22 protein-coding genes are annotated in these 25538 nt (G+C 40.8%); 12 read left to right on the plus strand and 10 right to left on the minus strand.

The window, feature by feature from the left end; genetic code table 11:
• Nucleotides 1-3 precede the first annotated feature (3 nt).
• From clpP to CXF88_RS17260, 7 genes are all read left to right on the plus strand, one after another.
• Entirely contained in the window at nucleotides 4-615 is a 612-nt protein-coding gene (clpP, locus tag CXF88_RS17230; RefSeq protein ID WP_101087838.1) for an ATP-dependent Clp endopeptidase proteolytic subunit ClpP, read from the plus strand.
• Between the two features lie 131 nt (nucleotides 616-746).
• On the plus strand, nucleotides 747-2027 hold the full coding sequence (gene clpX, locus CXF88_RS17235; RefSeq protein WP_101087840.1) for an ATP-dependent protease ATP-binding subunit ClpX: 1281 nt from the start codon (nucleotides 747-749) through the stop codon (nucleotides 2025-2027).
• A 131-nt stretch (nucleotides 2028-2158) separates the two neighbouring features.
• On the plus strand, nucleotides 2159-4510 hold the full coding sequence (gene lon, locus CXF88_RS17240; RefSeq protein ID WP_101087842.1) for an endopeptidase La: 2352 nt from the start codon (nucleotides 2159-2161) through the stop codon (nucleotides 4508-4510).
• 261 nt (nucleotides 4511-4771) lie between these two features.
• Nucleotides 4772-5044 carry a nucleoid-associated protein HU-beta gene (gene hupB / locus CXF88_RS17245; RefSeq protein ID WP_059745462.1) on the plus strand — a complete coding sequence of 91 codons (273 nt, stop codon included), beginning with the start codon at nucleotides 4772-4774 and terminating at the stop codon, nucleotides 5042-5044.
• Nucleotides 5045-5264: 220 nt separating this feature from the next.
• Complete coding sequence (locus tag CXF88_RS17250) at nucleotides 5265-7142, plus strand: SurA N-terminal domain-containing protein (RefSeq protein ID WP_101087844.1); 1878 nt, start codon at nucleotides 5265-5267, stop codon at nucleotides 7140-7142.
• A 78-nt stretch (nucleotides 7143-7220) separates the two neighbouring features.
• Nucleotides 7221-7844, plus strand: coding sequence for a pentapeptide repeat-containing protein (locus tag CXF88_RS17255; RefSeq protein ID WP_101087846.1), 624 nt, complete (start codon nucleotides 7221-7223; stop codon nucleotides 7842-7844).
• A gap of 121 nt (nucleotides 7845-7965) precedes the next feature.
• Nucleotides 7966-8871 (plus strand): GyrI-like domain-containing protein, encoded by a 906-nt coding sequence (locus tag CXF88_RS17260; protein ID WP_101087848.1) that lies wholly within the window; start codon nucleotides 7966-7968, stop codon nucleotides 8869-8871.
• Between the two features lie 118 nt (nucleotides 8872-8989).
• On the opposite strand, the gene CXF88_RS17265 is transcribed toward CXF88_RS17260, so the two are convergent.
• The 3 genes from CXF88_RS17265 to CXF88_RS17275 all read right to left on the minus strand — a co-directional run bounded on the left by CXF88_RS17265 (nucleotide 8990) and on the right by CXF88_RS17275 (nucleotide 12455).
• Nucleotides 8990-10222 carry a DUF819 family protein gene (locus CXF88_RS17265; protein WP_101087850.1) on the minus strand — a complete coding sequence of 411 codons (1233 nt, stop codon included), beginning with the start codon at nucleotides 10220-10222 and terminating at the stop codon, nucleotides 8990-8992.
• Nucleotides 10223-10299: 77 nt separating this feature from the next.
• Complete coding sequence (locus CXF88_RS17270; RefSeq protein ID WP_101087852.1) at nucleotides 10300-11199, minus strand: LysR substrate-binding domain-containing protein; 900 nt, start codon at nucleotides 11197-11199, stop codon at nucleotides 10300-10302.
• A 200-nt stretch (nucleotides 11200-11399) separates the two neighbouring features.
• On the minus strand, nucleotides 11400-12455 hold the full coding sequence (locus CXF88_RS17275; protein WP_101087854.1) for a porin: 1056 nt from the start codon (nucleotides 12453-12455) through the stop codon (nucleotides 11400-11402).
• 271 nt (nucleotides 12456-12726) lie between these two features.
• On the opposite strand from CXF88_RS17275, the gene CXF88_RS17280 reads away from it, so the two are divergent.
• On the plus strand, nucleotides 12727-14496 hold the full coding sequence (locus CXF88_RS17280; RefSeq protein WP_101087857.1) for a flavocytochrome c: 1770 nt from the start codon (nucleotides 12727-12729) through the stop codon (nucleotides 14494-14496).
• Between the two features lie 238 nt (nucleotides 14497-14734).
• Here CXF88_RS17280 and fabV read toward each other — a convergent pair whose 3' ends face one another.
• From fabV to pspF, 7 genes are all read right to left on the minus strand, one after another.
• A complete protein-coding gene (fabV, locus tag CXF88_RS17285) occupies nucleotides 14735-15937 on the minus strand; it encodes an enoyl-ACP reductase FabV (protein ID WP_101087859.1) in 1203 nt (400 codons plus the stop codon).
• Nucleotides 15938-16042: 105 nt separating this feature from the next.
• A complete protein-coding gene (locus CXF88_RS17290) occupies nucleotides 16043-16828 on the minus strand; it encodes an ABC transporter ATP-binding protein (RefSeq protein ID WP_011638034.1) in 786 nt (261 codons plus the stop codon).
• Entirely contained in the window at nucleotides 16809-17816 is a 1008-nt protein-coding gene (locus CXF88_RS17295) for an oligopeptide/dipeptide ABC transporter ATP-binding protein (RefSeq protein ID WP_101087861.1), read from the minus strand. The genes CXF88_RS17290 and CXF88_RS17295 overlap by 20 nt, the downstream gene beginning before the upstream one ends.
• Nucleotides 17817-17819: 3 nt before the next feature.
• Nucleotides 17820-18710 carry an ABC transporter permease subunit gene (locus CXF88_RS17300; RefSeq protein WP_101087863.1) on the minus strand — a complete coding sequence of 297 codons (891 nt, stop codon included), beginning with the start codon at nucleotides 18708-18710 and terminating at the stop codon, nucleotides 17820-17822.
• Nucleotides 18697-19728, minus strand: coding sequence for an ABC transporter permease subunit (locus CXF88_RS17305; protein WP_101087865.1), 1032 nt, complete (start codon nucleotides 19726-19728; stop codon nucleotides 18697-18699). The genes CXF88_RS17300 and CXF88_RS17305 overlap by 14 nt, the downstream gene beginning before the upstream one ends.
• Complete coding sequence (locus tag CXF88_RS17310) at nucleotides 19729-21354, minus strand: ABC transporter substrate-binding protein (RefSeq protein WP_101087867.1); 1626 nt, start codon at nucleotides 21352-21354, stop codon at nucleotides 19729-19731.
• Nucleotides 21355-21437: 83 nt separating this feature from the next.
• Nucleotides 21438-22517 (minus strand): phage shock protein operon transcriptional activator, encoded by a 1080-nt coding sequence (gene pspF / locus CXF88_RS17315; RefSeq protein ID WP_101087869.1) that lies wholly within the window; start codon nucleotides 22515-22517, stop codon nucleotides 21438-21440.
• A gap of 192 nt (nucleotides 22518-22709) precedes the next feature.
• Between pspF and pspA the strand changes: the two genes are divergently transcribed.
• Genes pspA through CXF88_RS17335 form a run of 4 tightly spaced genes read left to right on the plus strand, consistent with a single transcriptional unit; the run spans nucleotide 22710 to nucleotide 25530 of the window.
• A complete protein-coding gene (gene pspA, locus CXF88_RS17320) occupies nucleotides 22710-23393 on the plus strand; it encodes a phage shock protein PspA (protein WP_011638028.1) in 684 nt (227 codons plus the stop codon).
• Between the two features lie 19 nt (nucleotides 23394-23412).
• Complete coding sequence (pspB, locus tag CXF88_RS17325; RefSeq protein ID WP_086019761.1) at nucleotides 23413-23652, plus strand: envelope stress response membrane protein PspB; 240 nt, start codon at nucleotides 23413-23415, stop codon at nucleotides 23650-23652.
• Nucleotides 23639-24034: an envelope stress response membrane protein PspC gene (gene pspC / locus CXF88_RS17330; RefSeq protein ID WP_101087871.1), complete on the plus strand. Its 396-nt coding sequence runs from the start codon at nucleotides 23639-23641 to the stop codon at nucleotides 24032-24034. The genes pspB and pspC overlap by 14 nt, the downstream gene beginning before the upstream one ends.
• A gap of 53 nt (nucleotides 24035-24087) precedes the next feature.
• Complete coding sequence (locus tag CXF88_RS17335) at nucleotides 24088-25530, plus strand: YcjX family protein (protein WP_101088204.1); 1443 nt, start codon at nucleotides 24088-24090, stop codon at nucleotides 25528-25530.
• The last annotated feature ends 8 nt before the right edge of the window (nucleotides 25531-25538 follow it).

Here is a 25538-nt window from a genome sequence, read left to right on the forward strand (position 1 = left end):
ATAATGCATAAAGCACCAGAATCAGTACTCAATGCTCTTGTACCTATGGTTGTTGAACAAACAGCTAAAGGTGAACGTTCTTATGATATCTACTCTCGTCTATTAAAAGAGCGAGTCATCTTTCTAGTTGGTCAAGTTGAAGAACACATGGCTAACCTTATTGTTGCTCAATTATTATTCCTTGAGTCAGAAAGCCCAGATAAAGATATTTATTTGTACATTAACTCTCCTGGTGGCTCTGTCACAGCAGGTATGGCTATTTATGACACTATGCAGTTCATTAAGCCTAATGTGAGTACCGTATGTATGGGCCAAGCCGCGAGTATGGGCGCATTCTTGTTAGCCGGTGGCGCTAAAGGTAAACGTCATTGTTTACCGAACTCTCGAGTGATGATCCATCAGCCATTAGGCGGTTTCCAAGGTCAAGCATCCGACATCGCCATTCATGCACAAGAAATTCTTGGTATTAAGAATAAATTAAACCAAATGTTAGCGGACCATACTGGTCAACCGTTAGAGGTTGTTGAACGTGATACCGACCGTGATAACTTCATGAGTGCTACTCAAGCTGTTGAATATGGTATTGTCGATTCATTACTCACGAGTCGCGGCTAAAAACTGGTAGCTGATTTTCTAGATACTTTCAGGTATTCTGTATTGAAAGGCGTTCAGTCATCAATGTGGTTATGATAAGTATCTACAAGCAGAGCTTAGGTTCAACCTAAGTTGTAAACAGAGGTAGAATAATGGGCGATAACAAAAATAACGGTGACAGCGGCAAACTGCTGTACTGCTCTTTTTGCGGAAAAAGTCAGCATGAAGTCAGAAAACTCATTGCTGGTCCATCAGTTTATGTATGTGACGAATGTGTTGATTTATGTAATGACATTATCCGTGAAGAAATCAAAGAGATTTCACCCAAACGTGATGAAGACAAATTGCCGACACCGCATGAATTGCGCAAACATCTTGATGACTACGTAATCGGTCAGGATCAGGCTAAGAAAGTGTTAGCCGTAGCGGTATACAATCATTATAAGCGTTTACGTAATGGCGCTATTAAAGATGGCGTTGAACTAGGTAAAAGTAACATTTTACTATTAGGTCCAACCGGTAGCGGTAAAACTTTATTGGCTGAAACGTTAGCACGCTCACTTAATGTCCCTTTTGCTATGGCAGATGCAACCACATTAACCGAAGCTGGTTATGTGGGTGAAGATGTTGAAAACATCATTCAGAAGCTACTGCAAAAATGTGATTACGACGTTGAGAAAGCGGAACGCGGTATCGTCTATATTGATGAAATTGACAAAATCAGTCGTAAATCTGACAATCCTTCAATTACTCGTGATGTATCGGGTGAAGGTGTTCAGCAAGCGTTGCTTAAGTTAATTGAAGGCACCGTTGCTTCTGTTCCTCCACAGGGCGGACGTAAGCATCCACAACAAGAATTCTTGCAAGTGGATACGTCTAAAATTCTGTTTATCTGTGGTGGTGCGTTTGCTGGACTTGAAAAAGTCATTGAGCAACGTGCACACACCGGAACCGGAATTGGCTTTGGTGCCGAAGTAAAAGGCGAAGCGGATAAAGCGACTATTTCACAAATCCTTAGCCAAGTAGAGCCTGGTGATTTAGTGAAGTTTGGTTTAATTCCTGAGTTTATTGGTCGTTTACCTGTTGTTGCTACGCTAACTGAGTTAGATGAAGCTGCATTAGTACAGATTCTGTCTGAGCCAAAGAATGCATTAACTAAACAATATAGTGCATTATTTGAGATGGAAAATGTCGAACTTGAATTCCGTGATGATGCATTACAAGCCATCGCTCAAAAAGCAATGTCACGTAAAACCGGTGCACGTGGATTACGTTCTATTGTTGAAAGCATCTTGCTCGATACAATGTATGATATTCCGTCGACACAAGGCGTGATTAAAGCCGTTGTTGATGAATCAGTAGTGAAAGGCGAGTCAGCCCCTATTTTGATTTACGAAAACACTGAGACACAGGCTGCTTCAGGCGAGCAATAATTGCACTGATAGTCAGGAAGTTGAAAAATAAGGAGTCCATTGGGCTCCTTTTTTCGTATTAGCCATTGAAACTGATAACATCACCCCAATATACTCAGTAATAAGTCAATTTCATTAAACGGAATCGAGCCATGACTAAAGAGCGTGAAGCGCATATCGAACTCCCCGTGTTACCACTTAGAGACGTGGTAGTTTACCCGCATATGGTAATTCCGCTATTCGTGGGACGGGAAAAATCTATTCGTTGCCTAGAATCGGCAATGGAACAAGACAAGCAAATTTTATTAGTCGCTCAGCGAGATGCAGATCTTGATGAGCCTACCAAAGACGATATTTTCGATATTGGTACTGTCGCCTCTATTTTACAGTTGCTTAAATTACCAGATGGCACGGTAAAAGTATTAGTTGAAGGTGGCCAGCGTGCCAAAATCAAGCAATACACCCAAGAAGAAGAATTCTTTGCCGCAACAGCTGAATACCTCGAGTCTGAAGAATTAAGTGATAAAGAAGAAGAGGTGTTAGTTCGCAGTGCTATCGGTCAATTTGAAGGCTACATCAAGTTAAATAAAAAAATCCCACCTGAAGTATTAACTTCATTGTCGGGGATTGATGAAGCCGCTCGTTTAGCAGATACCATGGCTGCACATATGCCATTGAAGCTTGAAGACAAACAATCTGTCCTTGAGATGATCAATGTCGGTGAGCGTCTGGAATATTTAATGGCGATGATGGAATCGGAAATTGACTTGCTTCATGTCGAAAAACGAATCCGTACTCGTGTTAAAAAACAGATGGAAAAAAGTCAACGCGAATACTATTTGAATGAGCAAATGAAAGCCATTCAAAAAGAGTTAGGCGATATTGACGAAAGCCACGACGAATTTGAAGTATTGGCGCGTAAGATTGAAGAAGCTGGCATGCCAGTTGAAGCCAAAGAAAAAGCCACTGCTGAGTTAAACAAACTCAAAATGATGTCACCTATGTCAGCTGAAGCCACAGTTGTGCGCAGCTATGTTGACTGGATGACTGCGGTACCTTGGAAGCAGCGCTCAAAAATAAAGCGTGACTTAGCCAAGGCGCAAGAAGTACTCGATACCGATCACCATGGGCTTGAAAAAGTCAAAGAACGTATTCTTGAGTATTTAGCGGTTCAAAGCCGAGTTAAGCAGCTTAAAGGGCCTATTTTGTGTTTAGTCGGACCTCCAGGTGTGGGTAAAACCTCATTGGGCCAGTCGATTGCCAAAGCAACCGGACGTAAGTATGTTCGTGTTGCTTTAGGCGGCGTACGTGATGAAGCGGAAATTCGTGGTCATCGTCGTACCTACATTGGTTCTATGCCAGGTAAAGTCATTCAAAAGATGGCTAAAGTAGGGGTTAAAAACCCATTATTCTTACTCGATGAAATCGATAAGATGAGTTCTGATATGCGTGGCGACCCATCGTCAGCGTTATTAGAAGTGCTCGATCCTGAACAGAATGCGACCTTTAACGATCACTATCTTGAAGTTGATTATGACTTATCAGATGTGATGTTCGTTGCTACGTCAAACTCAATGGATATTCCTGGCCCTTTACTTGACCGTATGGAAGTTATTCGTTTATCGGGTTACACCGAAGATGAAAAGCTCAATATTGCTAAGAAGCATTTACTGACTAAGCAAATTGAGCGTAACGGCCTTAAAGAAAAAGAAATCAAGGTTGATGACAGCGCTATTTTAGGCATTATTCGCTATTACACTCGTGAAGCGGGTGTGCGTTCATTAGAACGTGAATTGTCGAAGATTTGTCGCAAAGTGGTTAAGCATATCTTGCTTGATAAAACGGTCAAAATGGTTGAAGTTAACCAGGAAAATTTAAAGTCATTCCTTGGTGTGCAACGTTTTGACTTCGGTAAAGCTGAATCGAATAACCAAATCGGTCAAGTAACCGGTCTTGCATGGACTCAAGTTGGTGGCGATTTGTTAACAATCGAAGCCACCTCAGTAGCAGGTAAAGGTAAATTAACCTATACCGGTTCGCTGGGTGATGTGATGAAAGAGTCGATTCAAGCGGCAATGACCGTAGTACGTGCTCGTGCTGAAAATCTTGGCATTAACAATGATTTTTATGAAAAACGAGATATTCATGTGCATGTACCAGAAGGTGCGACGCCAAAAGATGGTCCATCTGCGGGTGCGGCAATGTGTACAGCGTTAGTGTCTAGTTTAACCGGTAACCCTGTACGTAGTGATGTAGCTATGACAGGTGAAATTACTCTACGTGGCGAAGTATTGCCTATTGGTGGTTTAAAAGAAAAGCTATTAGCAGCCCATCGCGGTGGAATTAAGCATGTATTAATTCCTCAAGAAAATGAACGCGATCTGGAAGAAATTCCTGCAAATGTGATTGCTGATTTAATCATTCATCCAGTGCGTTGGATAGATGAAGTGTTGAAATTGGCGCTTGAGCGACCAGTTGAAGGCTTTGAAGTGGTTAAAAAATAGCTTGTTAGTTAAAAAATTGCTGTAGAGCATGAAAAAAATGAAAAAAGGGGCTTAACAAAACGCTGACCTGTGGTAGCCTAGGTTTGTGGATAGTCAGACGCACCAAGCCCTTGGGGCATCTGGCGTTGAGCAGTATCCAATTTCATTTTTTGGTTTTCGTACTAAGTTTGGTGTGTTATCAAGCTTATAAAATAAAGCCTCCGCAGACCGCTCTAAACATAGATTTGGTTGCGGCGCGACAATAACATTCAAGGGGATGACATGAACAAATCTGAACTAATCGAGAAAATCGCATCTGGTGCTGATATTTCTAAAGCTGCTGCTGGCCGCGCACTAGATTCTTTTATCGCTGCGGTAACGGAAGGTCTTAAAGATGGCGATAAGATTTCTCTAGTTGGTTTTGGTACATTTGAAGTACGTCAACGTGCTGAACGTACTGGCCGTAACCCACAAACGGGTAAAGAAATTAAAATTGCTGCTGCGAACATTCCAGCGTTCAAAGCTGGCAAAGCGCTAAAAGACGCTGTTAACTAAATAGTTAATAACGTGGCCTTTGTAAGGCATTCGTAATACAAGCACTGCTTAGGCGGTGCTTTTTACGAAAAGCAATATTGTTATGCAAAGCATAATACATATTGGGAGTATTGGGTCATACCCGTGGTAGCGTCTGATAACTCCATATAATTTACAATAAGGCGCATCCACAAGGTGATGCGCCTTTTTATTTTATTAATCGCAACAAGCGAGAATTCAGATGTTAGAAAAAATTCGTGAAGGATCACAGGGGATTGTTGCTAAAACAATTCTAGTACTTGTGATACTTTCTTTTGCTTTTGCCGGTGTGAGCAGTTATTTAGGCTCAAACACGGGTGTACCTGCTGCAGTTGTTAATGGTGACGAAATTGGCGCCAACGAACTTGAACAGGCTTTTCAAAATGAACGCTCGCGTATTGAGCAACAGCTAGGCGAAATGTTTACTGCATTAGCGGCTGACGACTCCTACATGAACGGAATTAAGCAAGGTGTATTGGATCGTTTAATTGCCGATAAGCTCATTGATCAAGCTGCCAACAAGTTGGGCTTACGTGTATCAGATGAGCAAATCAAGAAAGCGATTATCGAAGAGCCTGCATTTCAAACCGACGGTCAATTTGATAACGAACGCTACCTAGCAGTATTGCGTCAACTAGGTTATCAAACCACAAGCTTTAGAAACATGATGCGTGTAGATATGACCCGTCGTCAGTTATTAAATGCGCTTGTTGGTAGTGAGTTTGTGCTGGACGGTGAAGCTAAACAGCTTGCAGAAGTTCAAGGCCAAACCCGTGATATTCGCTACTTAGTCGTCGACTCAACACCGTTTTTATCAACTGTTTCTGTCGCTGATGAAGAAGCTCAAACTTATTACGATGCTAATGTTTCGCAATACATGAGCCCTGAAAAAGTCAGCCTTGAGTATGTTGAATTGAATGTTGCCGACATGGCTAAAAACAGCGAAACCTCTGATGAAGAAGTGAAAACTTATTACCAAGAGAATCAAAAGCAATATCAAACGGCTGAAAAACGTCTTGCTGCGCATATTTTTGTCGCCGCAACTGACGATGACAGCGCAGATAAAGCCAAAGCTGATGCTATTGAAGCCAAGTTAACCGCGGGTGAAGATTTTGCTGAGTTAGCAAAAACTGATTCTGACGATCAGCTTAGTGCTCAACAGGGCGGTAAGTTAGATTGGTTTGAACAAGGCGTAATGGACCCTGCATTTGATGAAGCACTTTTTGGATTACAAAAAGATCAAGTCTCGTCAATTGTGAAAAGTGAGTTTGGTTACCACATTATTAAGCTGCTTGATTTACAAGCTAGCCAAGCAACCGCTTTTGAAAACGTTAAAGCGAAAATTGTTGCTCAGCTACAAGAAAAGAAAGCCTTAGATGTGTTTTATAGCTTACAAACTAAGTTGGCTGATACCAGTTACGAAATCCCTGATACTTTAGCTGAAACTGCGCAAGCGGTTAATGCAAAAGTACAATCAACGCAGTTATTCTCGCGTGATGACGTACCGGCTAAATTTAACAATCCTGAATTTATCAAAGCCGCATTTTCTGACCAAGTGTTAGCAAGTGGTTTAAACAGCGATGTGATTGAACTTGCGCCAAACCATGTAGTGGTTATTCGCATGAAAAAACATCAGACAGCTGGCGTTATGGGATTTGCTGAAGTAAAAGCTGGTATTGTTGAACGTTTACAGCAAGATAAAGCGAATGACGGTGCTCGTGACAAAGCTGCGGAATATATGGCACAGTTAAAAGCGGGTAATAACACGCTAACAGGTGCTTCATTGACGACATTAGCTAAACTAGGTCGCTTTAATCAGGATATTGATCAAGCTATCACCAATAAAGCCTTCAAAATTGCCGCTCCTGCTGAAAATAGTGTCACAATTGATACTGCAGCGTTAGCGACAGGTTATGCGGTTATTGTGGTTGATAAAGTCAATAAAGCAGAAGGCATTAATGACAACCTCATCAATACGCTTAAACAACGTATTGCGCCTCAATACAGCGAAGCTGATTATCGAGCAGTGGTTGCCTCACTAAAAGCTGATGCTGAAATTGAGTATCCAGTTGCCGACTAGTTAAGTCGTCGCAACAGATGAAATACAAAAAGACCTAGGCTCACGTCTAGGTCTTTTTGTTTATAAGGTGCTTAAGGCATGAAAACTATCTCAAATATACAACCTAGTGAATTGTTTGGGTTATCAAATTACAGTGATGACTTATTCGAATCGATCAAGGGCGTTGCTTTACAGTTCAAACATATTACTTTTGAACGCTGTCATTTTACCCAATGTGATTTTAGTCAAAGTGATTTCTATCATTGCCATTTTATTGAGTGTGTTTTTAGTCAATGTAATTTAAGCGTAATGTCAGTTGTTGCTACAGAGTTTGATGATGTGACTTTTAGCGACAGTAAAGCCATAGGTATTGATTGGACTAAAGCTCAGTGGCCACAGTTTATGGCTCAAACCACAATTAAGTTTGAACGATGTTTGCTCGATGGCAGTAATTTTTATGCGCTGCATTTACCCGAGTTTTCACTTGTTGATTGCCGCGCTCATGATGTCGACTTTAGAGAAGCTAATTTAAACAAAGCAGATTTGCGTCTGACCGATTTTAATTTAAGCCAATTTAGTCATACAAATTTAACGAAGGCGAATTTTACCGATGCGTTGAATTACCAAATTGATATTACTGCTAATAACGTTAAGCAAGCCAAATTCAGTCGGTTCGAAGCCTTAAGTTTACTAGAAGGTTTAGATATTCAATTAGTCGACTAGTGTACATTGCCACATTGTTAGCACAAAAGTGTGTTTTATTGCATGTGTACAAATCGTTAATTTACATTGGTTTAGTTATAATAAATAATCGACAGTAACAATTTAATCCAAAGGAGAGGGCATGAGCCACAGACTTGATCAGGCATTTGAGCGTGCATTAGCCTATTTAGATCAACACTTAAATGAGCCTTTTGATCGACAAGTGTTGGCCGATATTGCCCACATCCCACGATGTCATTTCGACCCATTGTTTACAGCGCTGTATCATATGTCTATTGACGCTTACGTTGAACTGCTAAAAAGTCTAGAAGCTGCCCACTTATTAGGTTTTGGCAAGCAAGTTTCTCTGGCCACAATAGCGGCTAAATTAGCGTATCGTAACGAACAGCATTTTATCGAATCGTTTACTCGCAGTATAGGTCAAAGCCCTGAATCGTTTCAGCAAGCACCTGATTGGGGCAATTTTTTTGCGAAGCAACAACCGCTTAAATCATTTCGAGTAGATGCTAATCAGCAAGATAAGCAATCTTACTCTGTTGATATTGTATCGTTTGATGCGCAGGCATTAGCGGTGATGGAACATCATGGTGATCCGGCTTTATTACCTCAAACCATTGCGAGATTTATTGAATGGCGTCGACAGTTTGGCTTATTTCCTACAAGTTGCAGAACCTTTAACCTGCTTTACTCAACCCTTGAGTTATCTGTTAAAACGCAATATCGAATTGATATTGGTGTATCGTTAAATGCCGAGACACAAGCTATAGTGTCTGAGTCGAGCCAGATTAAGCTCAAATCAATCCCTCAGGGACGATGTGCGATGATTAAATACAGTGGTGATGACAATGGTCTAACAGCGGCAATAGATTACCTGTATCGCGATTGGGTTAATGCTAATGATATTACACTACGAAATTACCCGGTATATTTAGAACGACTCGATATTGGCAGAACTGCCTCCGTTGAACAACAATCCGGATCACCACTCGATGCGCAACAGGTATTAATTTGTTTACCGATTGTTTAATGACAAACTGAAAAGTTAGGATGTGGACAGTAATCGGTTATTTTTTATCGTGATAAGACGCTACTGCGGTATTCATCTAGATGAAACGTAAGTGCTTTAAACCCTTATATATTGAGTGTTATGGCCTTATGTGTTTCATCATTTCAGCACAAATCCATACCATATAATTTGCCCAAGCATATCCAAAAACTGAAAACATCACTGCAACTGGGGCTAAGTGACGATTAAAAGCCATAGCGACAACCGGCGAAGATGCAGCGCCACCAATACAGCATTGGCTGCTTATCGCCATGTAAGCCACTGGCGCTTTCATCAGCACACCAGCAATAATCACCAATAGTGCATGTATTGTTAACCAAACAAACCCTATTGCAAAGTATATAGGGAAATCATTAATCATGGTTAAGTCCATTTTTAACCCCATGGTAGCAATAAGGAAATACAATAATACCGTAGATATTTTAGAAGCACCCAGTTGTTCCAAATGTCTTATTTTTGTATATGACAAACCAATGCTGGTGCTGGTGACTATTATCACTATCCAAAAAAAATGCGAGGTACAACTCCATTTCCCTGACTCTGGATAATGCAGGCTGAAAAAAGGGACTAACTCGTCAGCCCCCCAATGGGCTAAGCCTGTCACACCAAAAGCAACAGCAAAAATAAAGATATAACCTTTAAGACTGGGTAATGATGTTGGTTTTGTATTACGTAAATGGATCCCATCGACCAATAAACGGATACCATTTACATCAGCGCCTATTTTGTTATCTATTTTTTCAGCATGGGGAGCACACATGAGCAAAAATGCCATCCAAAGTGCTGAGAACACTACATTAACCGATATCATTATGGCGAACACATCATCTTCAACATTGTAGATTTCTTTCATGGCAAATTGGTTTGCAGTCCCGCCAACCCAATTACCTGCTAATGTTGCCATTGCTCGCCAAGTCGAGCCATTACCATCCCAGTTAAGCTGCTCGGGCGAAATGATTGAAAAGAGATATAAAGCCAGTGGTGCACCTAAAATAATCCCCAAAGTACCGATGAAGAATAAAATGATGATCTTAGGGCCGAGTAATAACATTGATTTAATATCAACACTGATAATCAATAATGTTAAACAAGCTGGCATAATATAACGAGAGGCAATGACATTGAGCTGGCTATTTGCCATATCGATAATATGAAAAGTGTTAAATATAGAGGGCACTACATAGCACATCACCATAACAGGTACAAAGTGATATAGGATTTTCCATGGTCTACTTGGTAATTCACTCGTATAGAAAATTAACCCTAAGGTAAGAGCTAATAATCCTAAAATAACAGGATCTTGATCAATCAACTGGTTATTCTCATGTGCTGCCTAATGTCATAAATCAATATTGCTGAAGATCTAAAATGCTTGAAGAACTAAACGAGTTAATCGTTTTCATTTAGCAGTGTAGCCGGCCGGCTAAATTCTAAAAACTCACGCGCGAGCGAACTGAGTGGATTATCGTTTCGGTATATTGCCCAGTAACGACGTGAATAATCCCAGTCTGTTAGTAATAATTCGACTAACTCTCCTCGTGCCACTTCCTCTTCTACCGCTAACAAAGGCAATACACTAATGCCTATTCCAGTACCAACGGCTCTTTTAATTGCGCCCATAGTGTTCATGGATAACTCTTGCTTAATATTTACATGTGCACTTTTTAGTAATTGAGTATTGCGGATTCTCGATACCGAAATCGTTTCATCCATTACCCAAAGTTGTTCAGATAACAACTCGGGAGTAATCATTTCTGTTACTAGTGGGTTGTCTTTGCCAGTAATAATACACAATCGGTCTTGTAACCAAGGTTCATGTAATAGATTCTTATGTCCAGGTTTTGCATCGACAAAGCCGAGATCAAGTTCTTTTTCAGCCACCATTTTCTCAATGCTGAGGCTGTTGTTAATAAATAGTTTGATATCAACAGAAGGGTGTTGTTGTTTAAATAATGGAATTTTGCGAGATAAAACATAGTTGCCCGCTGTTTTACTGCAACCCACTTTTATACTGCCTCTAATGGGGCTACCTTGAGAAAAAACATGTTCTAATTCCATGCCTTTAGACAGCATCTCATTGGCATAAGGTAATATGACAGCGCCATTATCATTAATGGTAAGCCCTGTGCTACTTCTTTCAAAAAGGCGACTGCCAAGCGAATCTTCTAAATCACGTAGGGCCATGCTCACCGCTGGCACTGACATATGTAGTTCTATCGCTGCTTTTGAAATTTGGCCGCAGGTATGAATCGCTTTAAAAATAGATAATTGTTTTAAGGTTATTCGCATAAGTAGATCAACGATGGCTGTTTTATAGAGTATATCGTGCCAAAAGGAAGCCAGCACAAAAGGGTAAGTCTAAATGTTAAAAACGTTAACAAGCGCAACTTTTATCTATATGTTTAACCAGACAAAAGCCAAGTTAGTGTATTGATAACAGCTAACTTGGCTTGGCAGTTGTTGCTTTATACTGTTTGTATAAAGTATTTTTAGAAGTTAAATCTTATGCCGACAGTTGCAATATTATCGTCTTCAAGATCGATAACGACACCTGAGTTAGCGATTTGATATTCGCCGTCATACATAGCGTAATGTGCTTGAAGCATGGTTGATTTTGATAACTGGTAATCAGCACCGAAAACAAGTGAGGTAATGTCAACGTCAGTGGCTTGATTGTAATCACCAGATGATGCTACCGCTGAATTGTATTTGAGGAACTTACCAAAGCCTGCTTCATCCTTACCGTATTCAACTTTTAAGTTTACGCCATTTAAATCATAGTTAACGGCGACAAAATAAGAATTTCCTTCTTTATCATCATAACTTTGGCTTTCAGAATGTTGATAAAGACCACCCACTTCAAATTTGCCCATTTTGATTTGGCCAACACCACGATAGGCATCAACACCACCAATTGTGTTGTATGCGCCTGCTATATAATAACGAGTGTTTTTCAATTTCTTATCACCGGCAACAACAGACAACGCATATTGTGTTTCATCATTACCTTCATAGTTGTCATCCATTAGGTAAGTACCATTAACAGTAAATAAACCGGCAATGGTGGGTGAATAATATGTAATACCGTCTGCTTTTCTGTCTTGACCGGCAATCATACGGTTATAAGCAGCGTTGGTAAGATCAAACGCTTCAACATCCCCTTTAGATGATTTCATGACGGTATCGTTACGACCAACTAACAGAGTACCAGCATCGGACGATACCCCTAAATAGGTACTTCTTGCGCTAAAAAGTTCATCGTCACCTTCGTTTGTTGCCCCATTTACCTGTACTTCCATTTGATAAACTAGTTGAAAATCATCATTGATTTTCTCGCTCCCTTTAACGCCAATTCGACTAAAGTTGTTCTCAAGTACCGTACCTTCTTTTTTATTTTGGGTGGTGAAACCGTGCTCTGAATTAGTTAATGTGATATCTAAACGGCCATAAGCAGTGGGTGAATCAGCTAATGCATTGAGTGATGTTACCGATAATGCAGAAAGTAATACTATGGAAACTAAGTTTTTATTTGTGTTCATGATCATCTCTTCTCATTAATTATTATTACCTAAATTAGTTGCTTTCTGTATTGGGGTGAAAGCATAAATTAATGTTAATGATTAACTGACAGACGAATATTAACGTGGGTCACAGCACTCAAGTTTTTAGAGCGTTTTAAGAAAGTCTGAATAGGGTTTCACTATAACTTAACCAAAAGACAAGTTTGATATATGTCTAAGTTTTACTATCTCTTTATGAGTAACCTTTCGCTTAACAAAAAGTAAGTCAATATTCAAATAAGAAAGGAATGAACAAATGAAACTAAAATATCTGGTATCAGCGATGGCATTAGTGTTGCTCTCTTCTGGTACTGCAATGGCTAAAACTCCTGACATGGGTTCATTCCATGCTGACATGGGTAGTTGCCAGTCTTGTCACACCGATCCTATTAAAGTGAGTGATAGTGAAACTCATGAAAATGCTCAGTGTAAATCATGTCACGGAGATTACGCTGAACTGGCTAATGACAAATTGCAATTTGATCCACATGCTTCACATTTAGGTGATATTAACTGTACTAGTTGCCATAAAGGCCATGAAGCACCTCAATTTTACTGTAATGAATGTCATTCATTTGATATCAAGCCAATGCCATTTTCTGATGCCAAGAAGAAAAAACCTTGGGACAACGGATGGAATCAAGAAAAAATCCAAAAAGCGATTGCTGCTGGTCCACGCGAAACAACACAAGTATTAGTTGTGGGTGCGGGTAGCGCAGGTTTTAATGCTTCTTTATCTGCTAAAAAAGCGGGTGCCAATGTTATTTTGGTAGAAAAAGCGCCATTCAGTGGTGGTAATTCTATGATTTCAGCTGGTGGTATTAATGCTGTTGGGACTCCTCAACAAGCCGCTCATGGTGTTGATGATAAAGTTGAATGGTTTATCGAAGATACGATGAAAGGCGGGCGTCAGAAAAATGATATTAAATTAGTGACAATTCTTGCTGAAGAGTCAGCTAGTGCCGTTAAATGGTTAGAAGACTTAGGCGCGAACTTAGAAGACTTAAAACGCTCCGGTGGTGCTCGTGTTGACCGAACCCACCGTCCACATGGTGGTAAAAGCTCTGGTCCAGAAATTATTGATACTTTACGCCAAGCGGCTAAAGATCAGGGCATTGATACTCGCCTAAACTCTCGGGTTGTGAAACTTGTTATCAATGATGAACGCAATGTTGTCGGTGCGGTTGTTCATGGTAAACATACTGGCTATTACATGATTGGTGCTAAATCAGTTGTGTTAGCAACAGGTGGTTACGGCATGAATAAAGAAATGATTGCTTATTACCGTCCAACAATGAAAGACATGACCAGCTCAAACAACATTACAGCCACTGGTGATGGTGTGTTGATGGCAAAAGATATTGGCGCTAGCATGACAGATATCGATTGGGTTCAAGCTCACCCAACCATAGGTAAAGACAGTCGTATTCTGATTTCAGAAACGGTACGTGGTGTGGGCGCTGTGATGGTGAACAAAGATGGTAACCGTTTTGTTAGCGAGTTAACAACTCGTGATAAAGCATCTGATGCCATCTTAAAACAACCAGGTAAGTTTGCTTGGATTATTTTTGATAACCAGTTATACAAAAAAGCCAAAATGGTACGCGGCTACGACCATTTAGAAATGCTTTATAAAGGCGATACTATTGAACAGTTAGCTAAGAGCACAGGTATGAAAGTCGCTGATTTAGCGAAAACAGTATCTGACTACAATGGTTATGTCAAAACAGGTGAAGACACTGCGTTTGGTCGTAAGGATATGCCATTAAATATGACACAAAGCCCTTATTACGCTGTAAAAGTAGCTCCAGGTATACATCACACTATGGGCGGAGTTGCTATTGACACTGATGCTTCAGTGCTTGATCTTCAAAGTAAGCCAATTGTTGGTTTGTTTGCTGCAGGTGAAGTTACTGGTGGTGTACATGGGTTTAACCGTTTAGGTGGTAATGCGATAGCTGATACTGTGGTATTTGGTCGAATTGCAGGAGATAACGCCGCCAAACATGCTCTAGAGACAAAATAGTTTAACTACATCTTTTTATCCCTTGCGTTACTTTTGGGTTAAGCCATATGGCTTAACCCTTTTTTTACGCCAAATTTGTACCAGTAGTGACAGTGAGTATCGCAATTATAATCACTATAATGGCAATAACATTAGCTATGATAATAACGCAATAAAAAAGCCGTAATGCTGGGCATTACGGCTTTTACTTGTGTAACTTAGCTTATTGTTTTCTAAAGTTTAAGCTCAGGTTCAATTGTTATAATTCAATTACATCAAATGTCACATTAGGATTCACGTCTGCTTCATAATCGATACCATCAATACCAAAACCGAACAGCTTTAAAAACTCTTGTTTGTATTCATCATAGTCAGTGAGTTCGCTTAAATTTTCTGTGGTCACTAACGGCCATAAATCACGACAATGCTGCTGGATTTCTTCGCGAAGTTCCCAGTCATCAAGGCGTAAGCGATTTTCGCCATCAACAGCTGGTGCTTGGCCATCAACACGGTATAGGCGTTCACTGAATAAACGGTATATTTGTTCAATACAGTCTTCATGTAAGCCTTCTTGGCGCATTTTCTTAAATACCATGGCGATGTAAAGTGGCATTACTGGAATTGCTGAGCTCGCTTGAGTCACGACACTTTTTAACACTGCAACGTTAGCTGAGCCACCAGTAGCTGATAATTTGCTATCAAGGGCGTGAGCTGCACGATCTAAATCCATTTTGGCTTTGCCTAAAGCGCCATGCCAATAAATAGGCCAAGTCAATTCGGTACCAATGTAACTATAAGCAACCGTTTTGCAATTGTCAGCTAATACGCCAGCGTCGCTTAGCGCACTCATCCATAATTCCCAATCTTGGCCGCCCATTACCGTGACGGTATCAGCAATTTCTTGCTCAGTCGCTGGCTCTACAGAAGTGTCGATAATGGTATTTTTATTGGTATCAACAGCCGTGGCAGTATACGTTTGGCCAATTGGCTTAAGTGATGAACGGATAACTTCACCGGTGTCAGGCATTTTACGTACTGGAGAAGCCAGTGAGTAAACCACCATGTCGATTTGACCTAAATCTTGCTTGATAAGCTCAATGACTTGTTGCTTTGCTTGATGGCTGAATGCATCGCAATTAATGCTTTTTGAATACAAGCCTTCTACTTTAGCAAACTTATCAAATGCCGCAGTGTTGTACCAACCTGCTGTACCGGGTTTGGTTTCAGAGCTTGGTTTTTCGAAAAACACACCAATAGTGGCAGCGTCGCAACCAAATGCTGAGGTGATACGAGACGAAAGGCCATAGCCACTTGAAGAACCGACCACTAATACTTTTCTAGGCCCATTAGCAATTTTGCCTTTGGCCTTAATGAGTTCGATTTGTTCTTTAACGTTGGCTTCACAACCTACTGGATGAGTAGTTGTACAAATAAAGCCACGAATTTTAGGTTTAATAATCATATTTAAGCTTCTTCCTTTAACATTGGCTCTAGGATAAATAGTTCGACGGCCAATTGGCACTGATTTTTTCTAAAACGCCCTCAAAACCACAGTGGTTGGAGCAGTTTAGCGCTTTTGCATAAATTGACTTTGTTCTTGAATGAGTCGTTGGGTGTATTCATGTTGTGGTGAAGTAAATAAGGCCTCAGTAGTAGACTTCTCGACCATATGACCATTTTGCAACACCATAATTTTATCGCTAACATGACGAATAATATTCAGATTATGTGATACAAAAATATACGATAATCCCATCTCTTTTTGCAGCTTTAATAGCAAATTAATAATCTGAGACCGGACCGATAAATCTAAAGCCGTTAGTGCTTCATCTGCAATAATAATTTTAGGGTTAAGCATTAAGGCACGTGCAACAGCGACACGCTGTTTTTGGCCTTCGGAAATCATGTGTGGATAAAACTCTGCGTGTTCAGGTAATAAGCCGACTTTTCTTAAGGTTTCAATCACCAATGTTTTTCGTTCAGTTGAACTTAATTGGGTATTAAACCGTAACGGTTCTTTAAGTAAGTTACCAATCGATAAACGTGGATTAAGCGAGGTTGTCGGATCTTGGAAAATCATCCGGATCAACCGACACCGTTGTTTTAAATTACGTGTTTCTAAAGCTTCACCTTCAAAAAATATGTCGCCGCCACTGCGTTGTTCAGCACCCACTAGAATTCGGGCGAGGGTACTTTTACCCGAGCCGACCGACCCCACAATAGCCAAGGTTTCACCACGACCGAGTTCAAATGAAACCGGAGAGAGAGCCTGATAATATTGAGGTTTAAAATGCTTATAACCGGTTAAGTATTGTTTACTTAAGTCGGTTACTTTAAGCAATGGCATCGTCATCTTCTTGCTCACTTTTATAAGGGAAATGGCAGGCAAAATAGCGGTCTTTAATATGTTCAAGATTAGGCTGTTTTACACATTGGCGTTGGGCTTCTGGGCAACGTGGACCAAGCCGACAACCGGCTGGTAAATGCTGCATCGACGGCGAAGAGCCTTGCAGTGTGGGTAAGTTAGCTTTATGACGCATTTTTTCAGTATGGTCAGGTAGATTTTTTAATAATGCCCGTGTGTAAGGATGATAAGGCATTGCTACCATTTCGCTAACAGGGCCTGATTCCATAACTTGACCACTGTACAAAATCGTTAAGTTATCACACCAGTGCACCATGGTTTCTAACTCATGGCTAACCAATAAAATAGACACGTTTTGCAGTTGATTGAGTTGCGACAATAGTCTGAAAATTTGCGCTTGGGTGTTGAGCTCCATTGAGTTGGTTGGCTCATCGGCAATCAGCAATTTAGGATGATTCGCCACAGCCATCGCAATCATCACTTTTTGGCATTCGCCCTCAGACAATTCCCATGGATAGCACTTCATCAGTTGTTTTGGTTTTTTTATACCGACTTTGTGGAGCCATTTCTGCGCGTTTAAATAGGTCGCCTTTCCACGTCGCCAAAAAGGAATATTTTTGTTGGGTACCATAGCTTCAATCAATTGACTGCCAATGGTTTTAACCGGATCTAAACTGCCAGAAGGGTCTTGGAAAATCATCGCCATTTCACTGCCCATCAGGCAGCGTCGTTGCTTGGAACTCATTTCTAATAAGTTTTTTCCATCCCACATCATACGGTCAGCAATAATATGCCAATTAGGACCTAGTACGCCTAGAATCGCTTTGGCCAATAAACTGCGCCCAGAGCCAGATTCGCCAACAAGTCCATGGATTTCACCTGGATTAATAGTCAAACTGACTTTTTCGAGCACTTTCACAGTGCCCTCAGGTGTATCTAATTCAATGGTGAGATTACGAATATCGAGTAAAGGCATAGGTTAATTTCTTATCGGTGCAAGCGCAGAACGTAAACCATCGCCGACTAAGTTGACCGATAATACAGTAAACAAAATCGCGACACCTGGGATAGTAACGGTCCAAGGCGCAAGCAGTAAATTATCAAGCCCTTGTGCGACCATTGCACCCCATTCTGGACTCGGTGCTTGTGCACCAAGGTTTAAAAAACCGAGAGCGGCAATATCGAGTATTGCGGCAGATATTGCCATAGTGACCTGAATAATCACCACATCCCATACATTGGGCATGATGACATACCAAAAAACTTGTAACGAGTTGGCACCGTCTAATTTGGCTGCGGTAACATACTCTTTTTGAAGCTCTTCATGAACCGCTAGATGGATAGCACGCACAAATTGTGGAACCATCGCAATCCCAACGCCCCAAAACACATTATTAAGCCCAGGTCCCATGACAGCAACCACTAGAATAGCCATTAATAACGATGGGATAGACAGTAATGCATCGAGCAAGTGGCTTAACACACTCGACTTTATGCCGTGCATCATTCCTGAAAGAGAACCAATAATAAAACCAAATATCAGCGATGCAGTAACAATTAATAATGACATGCCAAAGGTTAATTGTACGCCGTGTAAGATTCGACTAAAAATATCTCGTCCTAGATCGTCAGTTCCAAGGAAGTGTTCTACAGTACCTGCTGGATCCCATGATGGCGGTAAAAGTAATACTTGTTGGTCTTGCATCTCTGCTGAATAAGGCGCTATAAACGGGGCGAAAATAGTTAATATTAATAAAAAAATCACTGCCCATAGACCGATCACCGCAAATGGGTTAGCAGAAAATGTTTGCCACATTCGCCACATAGGCGAGGCTATATGGTCTTCTTGGTATATTTTAATTCGAGGCATACAATTCCTTTCTGCTCATTGGATTGATTGCGGTATGCAGTAAATCAATCAAAATGCTTAAGAAAATAATTAATAATGAAACAGATAAGATACCCGCTTGAATAACAGTATAGTCACGCTGATAAATGCCCGACACTAACCAACTGCCAACACCAGGCCACGAAAATATCACTTCAACCACAATGCCATAGCTGGCAAATGATCCCAGCATTAAACCAATACTTTTTATTACCGGAATTAAGGCATTGGGCAAAACATGACGGAGTAGAATTTTAGCCGTGTGTAAACCGCGAGCTTCAGCGGCGCGGATATAGGTTTGATTCATCACATTTAAAATGGCTTGCCGGGTGATCCTCACTACCAATGTAAAAGGAAGTACCGCTAAAGTGACCGCCGGTAAAATCAAGTGTAATAAAGCATCATGAAACGCCGGAATGCGATAACTAGAATCGGATAATAAAGTGTCGACCAGCATAAAACCTGTCACAGGTTCAATTTCATAAAGTAAATTGATTTGGCCTGAAATAGGCAGCCAGCCGAGATTAACCCCAAACCACATAGATAAGGTCAAGCCGAGCCAAAATACCGGAATAGAATAGCCTGTTAAGGTGATGGCTAAAATACTGCGTTGCAGTGCTTTGTTATTACCTAATGCGGCTAGCACGCCAATGGGCACGCCAAAAAACACGGCAATAAAACCAGAAAATAATGATAATTCAAAAGACGCAGGTAGTACTGCTTCAAGCTCCTCCAATACCTCTTGCTGTGAGTTACTGGAAATACCAAAGTTACCCGATAAGCGCTGGCGCAAGTATGCGGTAAACTGCAGTAATTGGTTATCATTTAGTTGATAGTCTTGCTCTATTTGCTGTTGTTGTTCAAGCGTGGGATATTGAACCCCAGACAGAGAATACGCTTTACTGACAGGAAACTGTCCTGATGCCATAAAGAGTACGGCCACCATGACTAGCGAAGTGGCCATAAACAGGGTTATGCGACTAAAAAGATAACGCCACATTTATTCAGTTCCCTCTATTGCTTGAGTTGTTTTGGCGAAGGAAATACCGCCATAAGGCCTAATTTGCATGGCGGTAATATTGCTCTTTTTCAACACCACTTTTTTGGCATGTGCGATTGTTACTAGCGGAACTTGATCGCTAATAATGGCTTCTGCGGATTGATAAAATGCTTTGCGTTCAGGTTGAGTCGATACGCTCTGAGCTTGGGTTAACAGATGTTCAAAGTCTTTGTTGCACCAACGAGAGCGATTATTATTAGAAGCTAATGCGGCGCAGCTTAATAGTGGAGTGAAAAAGTTATCAGGATCGCTATTATCCGCATTCCAACCAATAAGCACTGAATCATAATTGGAACTGGCTAACTTCTGGGTGAATACACTCCAATCATAGCTAATGATATTCAGTTTTACGCCAATACGGGCTAGATCGGCCTGAATGAGCTCCGCTGTTTTCAATGCACTCGGATTATAAATTCGCGCCACTGGCATGGCCCACACATTAATGGATAAGTTAGATACACCTGCTTGGTGCAGTAATACTTTGGCTTTTTCAGGGTTATATTCATTTGGAGATAAGTTTTTGCTGTAAGCCCAAGATGCCGGAGGTAAAACGCCTGTCGCTTCGACAGCGGTATCGTTATATACCACGTCTAGAATATTATTTTTATCGATAGCATGCGCAAGTGCGCGTCTTACACGAACATCATCTAATGGCGGTTTTTGAGTGTTAAAGGCCCAAAATGCGACGTTCAATCCAGGTTTTGCATCGATAATAATATCTTTATGTTGGTCAAGCACTGCCAGTTCACCAGCTTTAGGTAATGCTGAAACGCTGCAGTCTCCGGTAATTAATTTAGCAATACGTGCAGTGCTTCTGGGGGTGATATCAAACACTAATTGATCAAGCTCGACCTTAGGGCCCCAATAAACTGGATTCTTTTTGTAGCGAATATATTCATTTTTCACATACTGGCTAAGCTGAAAAGGTCCTGTGCCTACCGCGTAATAATCGATATCTTCAGGTGTGCCTTGCGCTAACAGTTGATAACCATATTCTGCCGACAACACTACGGCAAAGTCAGTGGCCAAATTAGATAAAAAAGAAGCGTCTTTCCGAGTTAAATGAAACATAACCTGGTAGTCGTTTACTTTTTCAATGTAGCCAATTAAATCAGCAAAACCAATGCTTTGAAAAAATGGATAACCGGTTCTACTGACTAAGTGATAGGGATGCAGTGGATCAATAATCCGATTAAACGAAAACAACACATCATCTGCATTAAAGTCTCTTGCTGGAGTAAAATGGCGGGTCTTATGAAAACTCACATGTTGACGTAAAGTAAATAGATAATTTAAACCATCATCGGACACCTGCCATGATGTCGCCAAACCAGGTGTGATTTCGGCTTTTTCTTGGCTGTAATTGACGAGTCTACTGTAAATTTGATGTGAAGTTGCATCAATAGTGGTGCCTGATGTAACAAGCTGAGGGTTAAAGCTTTCAGGGTTACCTTCACTGCAATACACAAGGCCAGAAGGCAATTGCACTTGTCCGCATGCAGCCAGCATGATGCTGGAGAGACATAAAGACATCTGCTGATACCAGCGTTTTACTATAACAGGCATAGTGTGATCATTTTTTATCGACTTTGAGTGGGTATTTTAACAGTGTTCATTGCATTGGGGCAATGAGCATATCCAAGCTTGATTCAGCTCTTGTCGAGTAAATTGTACTTTTTCAAAATACCTCGAAGCTGATGGTAGCTTAAGCCCAACAAATCGGCGGTTTTTTTCTGATTATATTGGCCTTCAGCTAATGCTCGTTGCAATAGTTCTATTTCGCTGTTTTCGGTGTATTCTTTAAAATCTATCGGGAATTCGATGCTATTAAGCACCACAGATGTTTCCGTTTTAATATTTAACTCAGCCGATTCCGTCACTGGTGTTGGTGCATGTTCTATTTGATTTAATTGACGTTCGCGGGTTTTGACGCGATTTACAGGACGATAGGGAGATGCAAAAGGATCTAAAATAATATGATCAATCTCTTGGCCATCAGCGCCTTCACGGTAAACACTTCGCTCGACGACATTCTTTAATTCCCGGATATTTCCTGGCCAGCTGTGCATCATTAATTGTTCTACCGCCAACGGACTAAAACCACTAAAATATTCCAGTGATAGTTGCCTTGCCATGCTAATAGCAAAATGTTCGGCCAATGGCATAATGTCTTCGGTTCTATGTCTTAATGGTGGCAAGGTGATCACATCAAAGGCTAAACGATCGAGTAAGTCCGCTCGGAATTCACCATTGTCAGCCAAGGTAGGTAAATCTTCATTGGCGGCACAAATCAGTCGCACATCAGATTGAACCGTTTTACTGCCACCGACTCGTTCAAATTCACCATATTCGATGACACGTAACAACTTTTCTTGGATTAATCCAGAAGTGTTGGCTAATTCATCTAAAAACAGTGTTCCGCCATCGGCGCGTTCAAAACGGCCTTCGTGTCGTCCTTTCGCACCCGTAAATGCACCAGATTCATGGCCAAAGAGTTCACTTTCGAGTAAGTTTTCACTTAATGAAGAACAATTGAGTTTAATAAAGCTTTGATCCCAACGAGGGGATAAGTAATGTAGTCGTTCGGCAATTAATTCTTTACCCGTACCGCGTTCACCAATAATGAGCACCGGCTTAGATAATGGCGCGACTTTAGACACATGTTCTAATACTTCAAGCAGTGCATTAGATTGGCCGATGAGATTGTCTTGCTGGAATTGTTTGCTCACAGTTAGCTTACTCGCAAAATTGTTAGTGAATTAGACTAATAATTGGTGAAAATCATAATAAATGGCTTGAGTGTTAAAAGAAAGCAAAAGTTAAATATTTGTTTAAGTATATGATGTTGTTGCATTTGTAAATGTTGGCACGTAATGTGTAATACCAACTGCGACATCCACGTTAATTTTGAGGAACACATTATGGGAATTTTCTCTCGCTTCGCAGATATCGTTAATTCAAATATCAGCGCAATACTTGATAAAGCCGAAGATCCAGAAAAAATGGTCCGTCTTATCATTCAAGAAATGGAAGACACACTTGTTGAAGTACGTTCAACCTCCGCTAAAGTATTGGCAGAGAAAAAAGAATTACTTCGCCGGATTGCTCGTGTTCAAGAGCAAGTTCAAGATTGGCAGAATAAAGCTGAGTTAGCGTTATCCAAAGATCGTGAAGACTTAGCCAAAGCCGCGTTGAGTGAAAAGCAAAAAACGGTTGGTTTATTGCAAACACTTGAGATGGAACTGCAAGTTGTTGAAGAGCATGTCGCTCGTTTAAAAGATGAAATCGCTCAACTTCAAGAAAAATTGAATGATGCTCGTGCTCGTCAAAAAACCATCATTATGCGTAAGCAAACTGCCACTTCACGTTTAGAAGTCAAAAAGCAGCTTGATTCAAGCAAAATCGATGATGCAATGATGAAGTTTGAACAATACGAGCGCCGAGTTGAAGGACTTGAGGCACAAGTAGAATCATATGATTTAGGTAAAAAGAACGTTCTAGCTGACGAGTTTGCAGCATTAGAAGCAGAAGATTCTGTCAATGATGAATTAGCAGCATTAAAAGCAAAAATGAGTGCGAAAGCACAACCTAAATCTAAAGCGTAAATTTATTCAGAGGTGAGTTATGGATATGGATCTTCTTATTGCACCAATTATCATCTTTATGGTTGTTGTGGCACCTATCTGGTTGGTTCTTCATTATCGCAGTAAGCGACAAGTGAGCCAGGGGCTCACCGAGGAAGAATTTAACCAGCTTAATGGTCTCATTGCGAAAGCTGAAAAAATGAGCGGTCGCATTGAAACATTAGAAGCGATTTTAGATACTGAATCACCAGAATGGAGAGCAAAACATGGTCCCATCTAATGGTCGTACTCTATACCGCAACCCAAAAAATGGTAAAGTGGCTGGGGTGTGTTCAGGTATTGCAGATTACTTTAACTTTGAAACATGGCTAGTGCGAGTCATTGCTGTGTCGATATTCTTACTCGGTGGAACAGGGATTGTGTTTGTTGTTTATATTGCCTTATGGATGATATTAGACATCAAACCACAAAACTTAGACAACAAAGAAAATCACAAAGATATTGAAATTAAAAAGAAAATTTGGCAAGCAGGTGAACCTGCAAAGCAAGCATTGTTTGATGTTAATCGTCAATTTAACGGATTAGAACTCCGTTTAAGACGACTCGAAGAACATGTCACCTCAGACAACTTTGATCTTAAACGCCAAATCAATAGTCTTTAATCCTTCTAATGGGCGGTTATCCGCCCGTGTTTTTTGGGGAGCCATCAGCCATCATGAGATTTTTAGATCGTTCCTTGTTTAAAGTCAGCCAAACCGCTCAGTCTATTGTTAACCGCAGTACCGATCGTCATGTCAGATTAGCCGTCACTGGGTTATCCGGTGCAGGTAAAACCGCTTTTATTAGTGGCTTAGTAAATCAGTTATTGCATGCAGGAAAAGGCGCCAAGCACAATCCTTTACCATTATGGCAAGTGGCACGCGAAGGTCGGTTAATTGCTGTCAATCGCGCTATGCAACCTGATTTAGACATTGCCAGTTTTGATTATCAAGGTGCAATGAATGCATTATGTTCGTCGCCTCCTTATTGGCCTGCTTCAACCAAAAACATTACCGAATTACGTTTAGCCATTAAGTATCAGCCTCAACAAGGTTTGTTAGCTAAATTAACAGATACCGCAACCTTGTACGTAGATATTGTTGATTATCCAGGTGAGTGGTTACTTGATTTACCGATGCTTAAACAAGATTTTACTCAATGGTGTTTATCACAACAGGTTAATGTGGCATGTTTACGTCACTCGCCCTTATTTAGCGCATTCAATCAAGCTGTAGAGACATTAGAGTTAAGCCAATTAGCTGATGAACAGCACCTTAAGCACATTGCTGACTTGTATCAAACTTTATTAGTCGACTTGGTTAGACAACAGGGATTTTATCACGCTCAACCAGGGCGTATGTTGTTACCGGGCGAATACGAAAATACCCCGTTATTGACATTTTTCCCATTGCTTACCTTAAGCCCAATTCAGCACTCAGAATTATCAGCAAGCCCAAGCGATTCAAATTATCATGTCCTTAAGCGCCGTTATGAGCAGTACGTATCACAAGTTGTTAAGCCATTTTACCGCGACTACTTTTCTCGATTTGATCGCCAACTAGTGTTGGTTGATTGTTTAAACGCACTTAATCATGGTCAGGCACAGTTTAATGACATGGGGCGCGCATTAAACAGCATTATGGAAAGTTTTCAGTTTGGCCAGTCGAGCTTAATTAAACGTTTATTTTCACCGCGGATAGACAAAGTGTTATTTGCTGCCAGCCAAGTAGACAGAGTGACCCGTGATCAGCAAAGCCATGTGCTTAGTTTGTTAACCGCAATGCTGCAACAAAGCCAGCATTATGCCAACTTTGAAGGCAGTGAAGTTGAAACCATGGCGATAAGTGCTATTAAGGCTACTCAACACGGGATGGTTAATATAGAGGGTGTTCAACAAGAAGTGGTAAAAGGCACTGGGCTTGATGGTAAGCAAGTCACCGTATACCCAGGAGATGTGCCCACATCATTACCCGATGCAGAGTTTTGGCAACAACAAGGGTTTAGCTTTAGTGCTTTTCTACCGCCCAATTTGAGCCATATCCACGATAATAATCCGCAATTCGAACACATTCGTCTCGACCATCTCTTGGAGTTTCTATTAGGCGATAAATTGTCTTAATGGTTTTA

Origin of the sequence: Shewanella sp. ALD9 (assembly GCF_002836315.1) — a bacterium.
Classification (GTDB): domain Bacteria; phylum Pseudomonadota; class Gammaproteobacteria; order Enterobacterales; family Shewanellaceae; genus Shewanella.

Coding starts and splice junctions, on each gene's coding strand:
- clpX (WP_101087840.1), top strand. CDS start 747: ATGGGCGATAACAAAAATAACGGTGACAGCGGCAAACTGCTGTACTGC.
- CXF88_RS17255 (WP_101087846.1), top strand. CDS start 7,221: ATGAAAACTATCTCAAATATACAACCTAGTGAATTGTTTGGGTTATCA.
- clpP (WP_101087838.1), top strand. CDS start 4: ATGCATAAAGCACCAGAATCAGTACTCAATGCTCTTGTACCTATGGTT.
- hupB (WP_059745462.1), top strand. CDS start 4,772: ATGAACAAATCTGAACTAATCGAGAAAATCGCATCTGGTGCTGATATT.
- CXF88_RS17295 (WP_101087861.1), bottom strand. CDS start 17,816: ATGCCTTTACTCGATATTCGTAATCTCACCATTGAATTAGATACACCT.
- CXF88_RS17335 (WP_101088204.1), top strand. CDS start 24,088: ATGAGATTTTTAGATCGTTCCTTGTTTAAAGTCAGCCAAACCGCTCAG.
- CXF88_RS17275 (WP_101087854.1), bottom strand. CDS start 12,455: ATGATCATGAACACAAATAAAAACTTAGTTTCCATAGTATTACTTTCT.
- CXF88_RS17260 (WP_101087848.1), top strand. CDS start 7,966: ATGAGCCACAGACTTGATCAGGCATTTGAGCGTGCATTAGCCTATTTA.
- fabV (WP_101087859.1), bottom strand. CDS start 15,937: ATGATTATTAAACCTAAAATTCGTGGCTTTATTTGTACAACTACTCAT.
- pspC (WP_101087871.1), top strand. CDS start 23,639: ATGGTCCCATCTAATGGTCGTACTCTATACCGCAACCCAAAAAATGGT.
- CXF88_RS17270 (WP_101087852.1), bottom strand. CDS start 11,199: ATGCGAATAACCTTAAAACAATTATCTATTTTTAAAGCGATTCATACC.
- CXF88_RS17310 (WP_101087867.1), bottom strand. CDS start 21,354: ATGCCTGTTATAGTAAAACGCTGGTATCAGCAGATGTCTTTATGTCTC.
- CXF88_RS17280 (WP_101087857.1), top strand. CDS start 12,727: ATGAAACTAAAATATCTGGTATCAGCGATGGCATTAGTGTTGCTCTCT.
- pspA (WP_011638028.1), top strand. CDS start 22,710: ATGGGAATTTTCTCTCGCTTCGCAGATATCGTTAATTCAAATATCAGC.
- CXF88_RS17305 (WP_101087865.1), bottom strand. CDS start 19,728: ATGTGGCGTTATCTTTTTAGTCGCATAACCCTGTTTATGGCCACTTCG.
- CXF88_RS17300 (WP_101087863.1), bottom strand. CDS start 18,710: ATGCCTCGAATTAAAATATACCAAGAAGACCATATAGCCTCGCCTATG.
- CXF88_RS17290 (WP_011638034.1), bottom strand. CDS start 16,828: ATGACGATGCCATTGCTTAAAGTAACCGACTTAAGTAAACAATACTTA.
- pspB (WP_086019761.1), top strand. CDS start 23,413: ATGGATATGGATCTTCTTATTGCACCAATTATCATCTTTATGGTTGTT.
- lon (WP_101087842.1), top strand. CDS start 2,159: ATGACTAAAGAGCGTGAAGCGCATATCGAACTCCCCGTGTTACCACTT.
- CXF88_RS17250 (WP_101087844.1), top strand. CDS start 5,265: ATGTTAGAAAAAATTCGTGAAGGATCACAGGGGATTGTTGCTAAAACA.